The organism is Salinicoccus albus DSM 19776, assembly GCF_000385175.1.
In the GTDB taxonomy this organism is placed as follows: Bacteria; Bacillota; Bacilli; order Staphylococcales; family Salinicoccaceae; genus Salinicoccus; species Salinicoccus albus.
Genome location: NZ_ARQJ01000023.1, coordinates 74223 through 86737, shown reverse-complemented (window position 1 = coordinate 86737; position 12515 = coordinate 74223). Strand labels below are relative to the sequence as shown.

Below are 12515 nucleotides of genomic sequence, written 5' to 3'. Positions count from 1 at the left end.
AGCTCGGCATAGGAAAGGATTTAGCCAGACTGACCGCATATTGCGGTGACAGATATATTTGGGTCGCTACGAAAACGTGTCTTAAAAGAGCTATATCAAAAGAAAAACTAGCCCAAGCCGGGCTAGTTAACTGTCTAGAATATTATAATACTATTAATAGTTAACAACGTGAATTGAACCGCCGTATACGGAACCGTACGTCCGGTGGTGTGAGAGGGTAAGGCTATCTTACCCTACTCGATTCGTATAGTAAAGCAGATGAAGCAAAGCAAGGTAGAACGATGGATGAATATAATATCGCAGTAAAAGATCCCTCTGAAGGTTAGAGCGTTTATAAGTGATGCGAAAATGCTCAAACCAGATATATCGATCGTCTTTGTATACGATTGTAATTTAGAAGCTTTTGTTCAACTTATATAGCTACAATTATTTTCCGCTTTACTTAATTACGAGATTTGTATTTTTTTATCTTGAGTTACAACGATTTTTTTACCATCTATATTTATTTCTTGTGGAAACACTTTTGCATATTTATCTGAGAACAGCCAAGTCCTCTCTGTCGCAGACAATAATACAGTTGTGTTGTCACTTGAAACAAATATTAATCCGCTTGCTTTAAATTCACTCGGTTCTTTTTCTATAATGCCTTTATCATGAAGTTTCGTTGCAGTTTTTTCTAAATTATTTGTTACCAGACTCATCTCGTTCAAGGCAAGCACTTCTTCAGGTGCAAAGATATCATTTACTGGATCATCAACTGAGTCTTTTCCCATAAATTCTACAATATTCTCACTGGGATCATAAAAATAAAAAGATTGTATTTCTTCCATGAATGAAATTTCATCTTCCCCATCTTTAGTATTTAAAGGAACGATTTTAGAAACGTATTCTTTTGCCTGTTTAAAATGGGATTTTGGAATCAAAAAACAAAAATGATAATAAGGTTTTTCATCCCTTTCCTCTTCTAATATTTTTAATGTGTTCCACTGTACATTGATTTGAAATTGTTGAGACGATGTTTCAGTAATGATATTTTTGAAAAGATTTTTATAAAATTCAAGTGTTTCTTCATAGTTTGAAACAAAAATAGTTGCTTCTGTAATCATTTGAATACTCCTTTGTCTATTAAAGATATATTGACAATTTAGTGAATTAAAAGATCTTTGCTTATTTTTAGGTGAATCATGACACGGGGTTAGCTATTTGAGAAGCGCGCAGATTTCCAGTTTCAGCTCTATTTACATAAAATGGAATGTGGCTGGGTTGATTTGATTGAAATCTACAGCCCAGGTTGTGTCTTCATTAGTTGTTACTGTATCCGAAAGCAAACCATTGTTTCAAATGTAACTGCAGAACCACGACCTATTATCCTGAGGATATTTTCAACAAATTCTAAGTGACAGGACTATTCAGGTCAGGTTCAGCGGGAATATTGAGTGAATACTTGGGCACCGGGAAATTGTGCAGATACCGCATGCGGTCGAAGATTGCGATTAAAGTGGGATGTAGCGTCCAATAAAAAAGCAGAGCTCAGCAGCCTGGCCAAGCTCTGTTTTTAAGCACTCCATCGTACAAAGGATAGGATAAGGTGACATTATTTATAAATATATTCTATGATTTCCATTGCCTGTTCGACGGTTGAGACCGTCACATTCGCCTTGTTGGAAAGCTCTTTGAGCGGATGGATAAGTTCTTCCGGTCTGATGATGATCAGCGGTTTTTGCAGCTGAACGGCGCTTGAGGCATCCATAGCTGTGTTCCATTGTTTATATTTATCCCCGAACAGCGCAATGACGATATCAGATTTTTGCATCAGGACTTGTGTTCTGAAGTTATTGATATCCGAAGCTGCATCATCCTTGTAGTAATTCCCTGGTTGTTCTCCCAGGATGTTTTCACCTATATTATCTGAAAGATCATGGTCCGTCTGCGGCCCGACAAACTTTAAAGGGAGCTCTTTTTCCTCCGCTGTCTTCGCTGCCTCATCGCGCCAGTCATCATGAATCTGTCCTGCCAGATACACTGTGAGTTCCATCAGTAACAAGCCTCCTTTATATATTACTTTTATCATATACAAAAAAAGAAGGGATGCCCAATAAATTGTTTAGGTCGTGTAATATGCCGGTAAATTATAGAATATGGTAAACTAGTCATGGAATTTGTTGACCTGCTGTAATGTAATTATGAGGAGAAAGGAATATCTTTAATGAAAGTAGCATTGTTTGATTTCGATGGAACCCTGTACCCATACGAAACTTTTAATATCCTGTTGGAGCAGTTAAAAACGCACCCGAAGTATAAGGAAAACTATAAAAAATTTGTCAGATATTTTGCTCCGTATTATTTTGGATATAAAATTAAAATAGTAAAAAAGGCAAAGATGCAGCAAAAAGCACTGGAATATTATCTAAAATCATTCAAAGATAATTCCCGCAGTGAGATCGAACAATTCTTCTCTGACGTGGCAAAAGATATGACAGGTGATCTGAGACTCTCACTGATCAACAGGATTAAGCAGCTGCAGGCCGATCACTATTACATTATGCTCGTTTCAGGTGCATTTGTGCCATTGCTTGAATCGATATTCAAAGGTCTGAATATTGATTGTATCATTGGTTCCCAGGTGAATTTCAAAGGAGATAGTTTGGATGTGGAGTCCCCTTTTGAAAGGATCTTTGCCGACCGCAAAGTCGAAATCATCAAAAACCATTTTAAAGAGGAAGAAGTGGACTGGAGTGGCAGCTACGCATACAGTGACAGTATTACAGACCTGAAAATGCTGGAGCTTGTCGGTAAACCTGTGGCCGTTAAACCCGATTCTGAACTATTCAATGTAGCTTCTGCTAAGGACTGGAGGATTCATACGGTAGATTAAACAGTTTGATGGTCTTGATATAATGTGAATGATAGAATTATAAATAATGTATATAAGATGGAGGATGGAATTATGAGTCTGATAGACATTGATGAAAACGAACTGTACCCCACCGAGAAACTCGGACCGGCGGTTGAAGGAACAATTTTGTATAAAGTTGGCGAACAAACACATTTTAAAGGTGCCTATATTACGACTAATGAAAGAATGATCATGAATGTAGATATGAATGGTGAACCTTATAAGCGTGTTTTCAGCTATCAGGATATTGTGCAGGCTATTATTGACAAAGATGCGATGTTCATCGAGTTCCCGGAAGGCATGGGTAAAGTGGCTATGATTGAGATTACTGATGGTGATGCACAAGAGTTCGTAGATTATGTAAATCAAAAAGTACAATAGATTTTTCAAACCGGGTCAAATCATAATGATGTGCCCGGTTTTTTGATTTTAACTTATCAAATGAAATGAACTTCATATGGAAGATATTGTTACATAAATAGTGTGGCATATTCATATAATGGTATATCACATATTATCAATAATCCTTTTAACTCCGTGAAAAAAGGGGTATAATAAATTATAATGATTAATTGATAAAGAAGTTCTCTGAGATATTCATTAATAGGATAACTAGCAGCAGCTTCTAATATTTTGATAGAGCAAGGGAGCAATGTGAGTATTATGAACAGTGGAATGGATAGAACAGATGTGATTCTAATCGGCGGCGGCATCATGAGTGCGACGCTGGCAACCATATTAAAAGAATTGAAACCGGAATGGAACATTAAAATTTTTGAAAAGCTGGATAAATCCGCCCAGGAAAGTTCTGATGCCTGGAATAACGCGGGCACCGGTCACTCGGCATTGTGCGAGTTGAATTACACCCCGGAACAGGCTGATGGCTCAGTAGATATTACCAAAGCTGTAAAAATTAATGAACAATTCCAGATATCCAAACAATTTTGGGCACATCTTGTGGAGCAAGGCATGATTGAAAAACCCAGTGATTTTATCATGTCCGTCCCTCATCTCAGCTTTGTGGAAGGCAGTCAGAATGTAAATTTTCTAAGAAAACGTGTCGATGCGCTGACGGCAAACCCTCTATTTGATGGTATGGAATTTTCAGATGATGTCGAAACATTAAAACAGTGGATGCCATTAATGATGGAAGGACGGGGGCAAACTGAACCTGTGGCAGCATCGAAAATTGACACAGGGACTGATATTGACTTCGGTAATCTGACCAGAAAACTGATTGCTCTTTTGGAAGAAAAAGGTGTTGAAGTGCATTATGAGCACGCAGTGGAAGATATCAGACGGACTGAAGGAGGAAATTGGCAGCTGAAAGTAAAGGATTTGCAGAATGATAAAAATGAATATCATACGACGCCGTTTGTATTTATCGGTGCAGGGGGCGGCAGTCTGCCATTATTACAGAAAACGGGGATCCAGGAATCCAAAAATATCGGCGGTTTCCCTGTCAGCGGCGTTTTCCTGGCCTGCCAGGATCCTGAAGTTGTAGAAAAGCATAATGCGAAAGTATACGGCAAAGCAAAAGTAGGTGCACCACCGATGTCGGTCCCCCATCTGGACACACGGTACATCGATGGTAAAAGATCACTGTTGTTCGGTCCTTTCGCAGGGTTCTCACCAAAATTCCTGAAAACGGGTTCCTACCTTGATCTGTTGGGCTCCGTTAAGCCGTATAATGTCTTTACTATGCTGTCTGCCGGCACAAAGGAAATGGGTCTGACGAAATATCTGATCCAGCAGGTGCTCCAATCAGACGAATCCAGAGAAGCAGATTTAAGGGCGTTTATACCGACGGCCAATATAGCGGATTGGGATACTGTTGTCGCCGGCCAGCGTGTCCAGGTGATCAAGGACACGGAGGAAAACGGTAAAGGGACGCTTCAGTTTGGTACTGAAGTGATTACAGCACAGGATGGCTCCATCTCAGCTCTGCTCGGCGCCTCGCCGGGTGCTTCGGTCTCAGTGGACATCATTCTCGATGTGCTGAGCCGGTGTTTTGATGAATTTCCGGAATGGGAAGATAAGATCAGAGAAATGATCCCTTCCTATGGTCAGTCTTTATCTGATAATCCTGAACTGTTTAAAGAACTGGATGAAAAGATTGCGGAAAAACTTGGGCTGACATCACATGAAGAAGGCGCACTTTCAGGCTGAATAATTCTAAATTTCCGATATGTTTAAAGCGTTATAATGGTGGTATAGACAAGTAGCTCCAAAATTACTAAAAAGCAGACCCTGGTCCAATTTTTGAGTATTGCCGGGTCTGCTTTTTGTATTGCCGTATGTTGTTAAATTTAATAACAATATGCATTATCGCAAGGATTGAAAAGAAGTGTAAAACCAATGATTAGAAGAATAACGCCCAATGATACCGGTTCATTAGATTCCGTCTTGCAGCTTGTACGGATATAAATCAGAATCTTGTCGTATATCTTTGTGTTATGCGGATTCAGTTTCTCCCTCAGTCTGTTGTTTTCTTTTACCAGGTCTTTCTCAGACATACCTGGTGCCTTCACTGACTGAATCCAATCCAAGTCTGCAGCAGTTTTTCAGATCACTCATAATTAATGATTTTTAATATACATGCCTTCATAATCCACTTTAAAAGTTGGGTTCTTTTACTCATGTTACCCCTGCTTTGTTATACATTATAGAAAACAAAAAAAGCTATTTTGCAATGCAAATTAGCTTGAGTACCGATTATAATTTCTTGATGCAAATGCCGAGTGCAGATTAATTTCCCGGATAATCATCTTTTCTTTTTTGATCTTGGACCTTTTTGTAGAAGATCAATGCAAATATCAATTCGGTTATTAGAAATGCAATAACAGCGGTCAGTACGTTGTCTGTAATTATAAAAGCGATTGCCAGTATAAGTATCGGTATAATCGAAAACAATATAAAGAATATATTCATGTTATTCATTGGCAACCTCCATCGACATAGACTGTATCATTATAGGAGAAAATATAGATCAATAAAGTACCAAAATAACGCTGGCAATATTGCCAGCGTTATTTTGGTGTTATTCCTCGTTGAAATTCCGTTTTAACAATTCCCGTTCGTATATGAACAGTGCGTTATTATCATCTTTAATCCGCTCAATATAATCGATATGTTTTTCAAAAACAGCCTCTTCCTCTACCTGTTCATCGAGAAACCATCTGATAAAAGAAAGGGTTGCATACTCTTTCTCCCCATTTGCAATATCAGAGATTTCATAAAATGATCTGGTTACATCTTTTTCCTGTTTGAGTCCTGCTTTAAATGTGTCCAGAATGGAATTGAATTTATTGTCTGGTGCAGGGATTTCCTTAAATTGTGCATGTACACCACGATCATTCAAATAGTCATAAAGCTTCATGCCGTGTACCCGTTCTTCTTTCGCCTGCTGGATATAGAAATTTGCAAAACCATCATAGCTTTTATATTCACAGTAAGCGGCCATCGCCATATATTCATGTGCGGCTGCAAATTCATTATTCATCTGATTGTTAAGTGCTTCAGTCAGTTTTTCTGATAACATTACAATCCCTCCTTATAAAATATGCTTATCTCATTATACCCTATTTTAATCAAGTATATCATTTTTTTCGACATATCGATGTATAAATCATTTACTTTTATAATCCATAGTTTTATAATAGGATATTAAACAAAAGCTATGATGATAAAAAATAAATAATTGAAGACGGCAGGATAGATGCCAGTGTGAATTTAAAGAGAACAGTACACTAAACAGAGAAATAATAAAACAGTAAGGAAAGGATAGTTCCATGTCAGACATAGTTATTGTATCCGGGAGCCCCGTTGAAGTTTCCAGATCTCAAAGCATATTAGATTATATAGGCAGTATCCTGGAAGGGAAAGGAATTTCAGTTGAATGTGTATCCGTCAGAGAAGTTCCTGCAGAAGAGTTAATGTCCGGAAACTTCAGAAGTTCTAAATTAAATGAAATAACAGAGAAATTAACGGCAGCCGATGCTGTCGTTGTCGGTTCACCTGTTTATAAAGCAGCCTACTCAGGTGTTCTCAAATGCTTATTTGATATACTGCCTCAGGACGTATTGGATAACACTCCTGTACTCCCGATAATGACAGGTGCCAGCATCTCACACCTGCTGGCATTGGAATATGCCTTGAAACCTCTTTTATCTACACTTAAAGGCAAGCCGCTTAAAGGCATCTATTATTTGGACAGTCAGGTGGATAAAATGGCCGCCTTCCCTATTCAGGATGAGGACCTGGTGAACAGAACAAAAAAGCAGCTGGAATATCTTGTTGAACAAATAAACACAGGAAAAAGTTTCTCGTGAAACAATTAAGAGGCGCATATCCGATAGGCGCCTCTTCTTGGTTACATTGATTTCAGAGCATTTTAATATATCCTTATCAACTGAATTCTGTCTTAAAAATGCAGTAGAATCATAGTTTTTTTCGAATAATCCATAGCCTATATCTTTTTAGCTTTTTTTAAGGCTTTATTTAAATCGTTTTTAATATCCTCTGGGTCTTCCAGGCCTACGGATAATCTGATGAGTTTGTCGTCAATCCCCCGCTTGATTTTCTCTTCATCAGGCATATCTGCATGCGTTTGTGTGAATGGAAATGTGATGAAAGTTTCTGTGCCGCCGAGACTCTCAGCAAATGTACAGACCTCAATGTTTTCCAGCAATGCCCCCACGTCATATTCCTCTGTAAGCCGGAGACTCATCATTCCGGTTCTGCCTGAATATAATACTTCTTGTACTGCAGGATGGGATTCAAAATGTTCTGCAAGGGCCAAAGCATTTTCAGTCACCCTGTCCATGCGTACATGTAATGTTTTCAGACCACGCAATAGCAGATAGCTGTCAAATGGCGAGAGTGTTGCACCAATCATATTATGGTGTTCATTTAGTTTATCAGATAATGTCTTATCATTAACAGTTACGACACCGGCAAGCACATCGTTATGCCCACCGATATACTTTGTGGCGGAATGCACTACGGCATCGGCGTTATCTTCCAGGGGCCTGTAATAATAAGGAGTCAGGAATGTGTTATCTAACACTGTCATTATATCGTTATTTTTAGCCATGGTATATAATGGTGCGAGCGGCACTTCGATCATGGAAGGGTTCGTAATGGGTTCTATGAAAAACGCCTTCGTACTGTCATTAATATGCGCATTCACTTCGTCCAGATCAGCGAAACTAACATATTTGAATTTAATATTGTACTGGGATTCGTAGAAATCAAACAATCTGAATGTCCCACCGTACAAATCAAAGCTGACAAGTACTTCATCCCCAGGTTTAAAAAGCGTACAAACCAGCTGAATTGCTGCCATTCCACTCGATGCAGCAAATGTGGCTGTTCCATTTTCAAGCGCTGCAAATGCCTCTTCAAAATTGGACCTGGTGGGATTCTTGGTTCTGGTATAGTCATACCCCGTAGATTTACCGAGCCCCTTATGTTCATACGCTGTCGCTGTATAAATCGGACTTGTTGTAGCCCCTGTTGAATCTTCAGTGATGCCAATTTGAGCAAGCTTGGTTTGCATTCAATCATCCTCCAGTTATTATAAAAAACGCCCTTCTGCCCAATAAGATTGGACTGGAGGACGGAAAATATTGTGTTCAATCTTAGTTTTCAGCAGCCGATGACCAGGTCCGCGCTTCGAGTCTACAATTGTTCATTAAATCAGTGTCTAAATTAATATACAAATTATATTGATTAAAGTCAACCTCATGGCATGTATTCTCATCGATTAGATATAAACCTGTATTTGTAACGTATATAGCATCATCAATTTGAAACGTTAAGCAATATAAGAAAATAATAATACTTTATCCTATGCATCTGTTTTATGATTTTTATTACGATACTCATCACGTAAAAAAATAATTCGTTAAAGCGCTTCATTTCAAATTATCATAATAAAATAATGCAGTTCGCACCTATATTATAGCAACGATATAAATATATATGGAAAGATTTTTACAAAAGACCTGTGGAAATTTGTAGTGATAGACGATATAATGGGAAATAACGATTATATAGTGGGAGTAGATATCAGATGAGAGAAACAAATCATTCAGTGTATTATACAACAGCTCAAGTAAAAGATATGGTCGAGCTTTCTGATCAGAACGTACGCAAATATGTCAGGCTGCTCGAAGACCGTAAATATGAAGTCGCCAAGGATGAGCATAACAGAAGGCTGTTCTCACATGAGGATGTATCTGTACTGCAGGAGTTCATCAGACTGGCTAAACAACCCGGCTATACAATGGAAACTGCTGCTGATGAAATTATAGAGCAGGTCCCGCACATTGTATCTGAAAAAGGTCAGAACATGCCGATAAACGTTACAAACAACGATATCAATAGAATGCTTGGAAATGTTATGGAGAAGCTTGATACGATGCAGCAGGAAAACAGGGCATTGAAGGATAATGTTCATCATCTGGTTGAAAGACTTGATTCATACAGCAGGTATAACCCACAGGTTTCGTTGGATTATAATGCTGATGATGAAAAAGTGGAACTTGGGGATCAAGCACTTTCGAGCCGCTCGGATGAGGTTACAAATGAGTCTGATGATATAATGGGTGATGAGTCACAAAGTATTACAGCTGACAGTGACGACACGGATTCCTTTAACAGTGAGGATTCTTCCGGGAATACCGAAAATGATCATACTGCGAAGTCGAATATTGATATGAGTGCTTATGAATATTCACAGAAGACAGATGAAGAGAAGCCACAAGAGAATGTTTCCACGGAAAATGAGAAGGAATATTCAAAACAGGAAGAAAAAAGTGTATTAAAAAGATTCTTCAGCATCTTTAAATAGTACAAATCAGTAATGTAACGACAGTCCTTCCATTTGAGTAATCTATAAATCAGTAAAGGAAATGACCCGATGACAAATAAAAACTGGTTTCAAACAGGAATCGCAATTGTTATTTCGTTGCTCATTATTGCACTGATTCTTAACGTAAAGATAATTTTTAGCCCAATATTCATTATCCTTGCAACAATATTACTTCCGTTAATTCTTGGAGGTCTGTTATATTATCTGACCGTACCCATATTACGTTTTTTGGAGCGTTATAAATTTAACAGGGTATTGAGTATTGTTTTAATTTTTATTATTGTTTTGCTGGTCATCGCTGCACTGCTGTCTATTGTAGTGCCTATGACCATCATTGAAACGCAGAACTTCATGACGAAAATGCCCCAGTTGCAAAGAGACTTTGAAATGATACTTGAATTTGTTTTGAGCCAAAGGGACAGGCTGCCATTTGATGTGCAGGAGTATACAGATAGACTGTTCAGCCAGCTGAGTGACACATTCGAGGGGGTTACAACCGGGATTATCACTGCGCTGGCAAATACTATCGCTGTCCTTTTGACATTAATACTCGTCCCTTTCTTTTTCTTCTTTATGCTTAAGGATCATGAAAAAGTTATCCCGGGTATCTTGATTCCGTTTAAAGGGAAGATAAAACAATTTTTGAATGAGCTTCTCCATGATATCGACGATACATTAAGAGCATTCGTACATGGACAGGTACTGGACAGTATTATACTATCACTGATACTGTATATCGGTTATTCGATAATTGGACTTGATTATGCGATATTACTGGCACTATTTGCACTGCTCATGAACCTGATCCCCTATATCGGGCCATGGATTGCTTTTTTGCCTGCGCTGTTACTTGCGCTGATACAAGATCCTGTTATGGCTGTATGGGTAAGTATTATCACCCTCGCTGCACAGATTATTGATGCAAACTTCATAACGCCGAAAGTAATGGGTCAAGGAATTCATATTCATCCTTTAACCGTGATTACCGTTGTACTCGCTGCTGGTAATATTGCTGGAATAGCAGGACTTTTTGTGGCAGTCCCGTTTTATGCGGTGATCAAAACAATCGTTCAGAACATATTTAAATATCGCCATAATATTTCCGATAAAATGCTAAAGGATATATAGACGTTCTTCATCATGAAGAACGTCTTTTATGCAGGTTAGGAGAGAACTTTATGAGAAAAGTGATTTGGATTACAGGAGCTTCAAGCGGTTTTGGACTGGCTGCTGCTTTAAAATTGCTGAGGGAAACTGATCATATCATATGTGTAAGTGCCCGCAGAGAATCGCTGTTGGATACACTTGTGAAAAAAGGCGCCTATGCTTACCCGCTGGACATCACTGATTATGAAGAGATCTTCAGAACGAAGGAAAAAATTGAGAACGAAGCAGGGGAGGTCGACGCCTTAATGGTGAACGCGGGTTATGGCATGTATGGTACGTTTGAAGAAGTGCCGAATGAAGCGATGATCAGACAGTTTGAGGTTAATGTATTTGGTGCTGTAGAAACGATACGTTCCGTATTGCCTTCCATGAGAAAAAGGTCTTCCGGACGAATTGTTATAACGAGTTCCTCCGCCGCACATGTCTCAAGTGCTGGCATGGGCTATTATGCAGCTTCAAAACATAGTATAAAAGCCTTGGGAACCGCACTGAGACAGGAAATAGGTCCCCACGGCATAGAGGTTGTCATGATTGAACCGGGAATTGTAAGAACGCCTTTTGGAGAAACAGCTTTAAAGAATAATTACATTGATACAGAAAAAGGGCCTTATGCATCACTCATGAAGACATTTAAATCGTTTATGCTGAAATCTTTCGATCGGGCGCCCTCTGTATCACATACACGGGATATTATGGTGAAAGCATTGACTGATGATAGAGTAAAGTCAGTTTACAGGACTACAAGCAGTTCTCTTGGTTTGTCTCTTTTAAGTAAATTATTACCTGCATCTATCTATGATTTCGTCATCAGAGAAGGTGTGAAAAAGTTAAGGTAATAGCAGAATGCTTTAAATTTTATACTAATAATGTCATTATTAGTAAAGTGCTATCAACATTTCGAATTGGACTGATATTATGCTTGAAACTTTTAATATTGGAGGAAGTTCGATATCTTCAATATACATTGCAATCGTAGCGGCATTGCTGGTTGCCTACTTGATTATTTGGAATTCTGATCAGAAAAAACACCTTTTTAATAAATGGCTCAATGCTGGAATTCTCCTGTTTTTAGTTGCCAAACTTACTTACATTCCCTTCCGTTTTGATGAATTCATCAATAACCCTGCCGGACTTCTTTATAGTAACGGGGGAAACGCTGGATTATTGATCGCACTGGTTGTTATGTTTGCCTACTTATTATATCAATCGGATAGTCTGTTCTATGCAGAGTCATTCAGCATATTTAACATCGCCTTGATAACACTGTACAGTGTTTTTGAACTGAGGGTGATTACACAGTGGCCGTATGTTACGCTAACGTTAGTATCGCTTATCGCACTTATCTTAATGTACTTTATGAGAGGGCGTTTCAGGGCGTTATGGTTAATTTTTATATCGCTGTTTATAATGCACCTGACAGTGAGGTTCCTGATTTATAATGGTGAGACAATACTCTCATTAACCATGATCCAGTGGTGGATATTGGGCAGTATCATCTACGTGATGGTAACAACGCAAGAAGGAATGAAAGATAAAAACGGATCGCAGCTCCCATAGAGAGGTGCGATCCGTTTT

General features: G+C 38.6%; 14 protein-coding genes. 8 read left to right on the top strand and 6 right to left on the bottom strand.

Features of this window, described 5'->3' with window-relative positions:
• Positions 1-446: 446 nt before the first annotated feature.
• Together G343_RS0104525 and G343_RS0104520 are read right to left on the bottom strand one after the other, a co-directional pair.
• Positions 447-1106, bottom strand: coding sequence for a VOC family protein (locus tag G343_RS0104525; protein ID WP_020006928.1), 660 nt, complete (start codon positions 1104-1106; stop codon positions 447-449).
• A gap of 488 nt (positions 1107-1594) precedes the next feature.
• Complete coding sequence (locus G343_RS0104520) at positions 1595-2035, bottom strand: YtoQ family protein (protein ID WP_020006927.1); 441 nt, start codon at positions 2033-2035, stop codon at positions 1595-1597.
• Positions 2036-2206: 171 nt separating this feature from the next.
• Between G343_RS0104520 and G343_RS0104515 the strand changes: the two genes are divergently transcribed.
• From G343_RS0104515 to mqo, 3 genes are all read left to right on the top strand, one after another.
• Positions 2207-2875, top strand: a complete 669-nt coding sequence (locus tag G343_RS0104515) for an HAD family hydrolase (protein WP_020006926.1) — start codon at positions 2207-2209, stop codon at positions 2873-2875.
• A gap of 72 nt (positions 2876-2947) precedes the next feature.
• Complete coding sequence (locus G343_RS0104510; protein ID WP_020006925.1) at positions 2948-3277, top strand: hypothetical protein; 330 nt, start codon at positions 2948-2950, stop codon at positions 3275-3277.
• Between the two features lie 282 nt (positions 3278-3559).
• The gene (gene mqo / locus G343_RS0104505) at positions 3560-5065 is read left to right on the top strand and encodes a malate dehydrogenase (quinone) (RefSeq protein ID WP_020006924.1); all 1506 of its coding nucleotides are present in this window, start codon (positions 3560-3562) and stop codon (positions 5063-5065) included.
• A 140-nt stretch (positions 5066-5205) separates the two neighbouring features.
• Here the strand turns inward: mqo and G343_RS0104500 are convergent, their stop codons facing one another.
• The 3 genes from G343_RS0104500 to G343_RS0104490 all read right to left on the bottom strand — a co-directional run bounded on the left by G343_RS0104500 (position 5206) and on the right by G343_RS0104490 (position 6437).
• A complete protein-coding gene (locus tag G343_RS0104500; protein WP_020006923.1) occupies positions 5206-5412 on the bottom strand; it encodes a hypothetical protein in 207 nt (68 codons plus the stop codon).
• A gap of 232 nt (positions 5413-5644) precedes the next feature.
• Positions 5645-5836, bottom strand: a complete 192-nt coding sequence (locus tag G343_RS0104495; protein ID WP_020006922.1) for a hypothetical protein — start codon at positions 5834-5836, stop codon at positions 5645-5647.
• Positions 5837-5936: 100 nt separating this feature from the next.
• Positions 5937-6437, bottom strand: coding sequence for a ferritin (locus G343_RS0104490; protein ID WP_020006921.1), 501 nt, complete (start codon positions 6435-6437; stop codon positions 5937-5939).
• Positions 6438-6687: 250 nt separating this feature from the next.
• On the opposite strand from G343_RS0104490, the gene ssuE reads away from it, so the two are divergent.
• Complete coding sequence (gene ssuE, locus G343_RS0104485; RefSeq protein ID WP_020006920.1) at positions 6688-7227, top strand: NADPH-dependent FMN reductase; 540 nt, start codon at positions 6688-6690, stop codon at positions 7225-7227.
• Positions 7228-7364: 137 nt separating this feature from the next.
• On the opposite strand, the gene G343_RS0104480 is transcribed toward ssuE, so the two are convergent.
• Positions 7365-8456, bottom strand: coding sequence for a PLP-dependent transferase (locus G343_RS0104480; protein ID WP_020006919.1), 1092 nt, complete (start codon positions 8454-8456; stop codon positions 7365-7367).
• Between the two features lie 516 nt (positions 8457-8972).
• Here G343_RS0104480 and G343_RS0104475 point away from each other — a divergent pair.
• The 4 genes from G343_RS0104475 to G343_RS0104460 all read left to right on the top strand — a co-directional run bounded on the left by G343_RS0104475 (position 8973) and on the right by G343_RS0104460 (position 12497).
• Positions 8973-9752: a MerR family transcriptional regulator gene (locus tag G343_RS0104475; RefSeq protein WP_020006918.1), complete on the top strand. Its 780-nt coding sequence runs from the start codon at positions 8973-8975 to the stop codon at positions 9750-9752.
• Between the two features lie 69 nt (positions 9753-9821).
• The gene (locus tag G343_RS0104470) at positions 9822-10901 is read left to right on the top strand and encodes an AI-2E family transporter (RefSeq protein WP_020006917.1); all 1080 of its coding nucleotides are present in this window, start codon (positions 9822-9824) and stop codon (positions 10899-10901) included.
• Positions 10902-10951: 50 nt separating this feature from the next.
• Positions 10952-11776, top strand: a complete 825-nt coding sequence (locus G343_RS0104465; protein ID WP_020006916.1) for an SDR family NAD(P)-dependent oxidoreductase — start codon at positions 10952-10954, stop codon at positions 11774-11776.
• 79 nt (positions 11777-11855) lie between these two features.
• Positions 11856-12497, top strand: a complete 642-nt coding sequence (locus G343_RS0104460) for a hypothetical protein (protein WP_020006915.1) — start codon at positions 11856-11858, stop codon at positions 12495-12497.
• Positions 12498-12515: the final 18 nt, after the last annotated feature.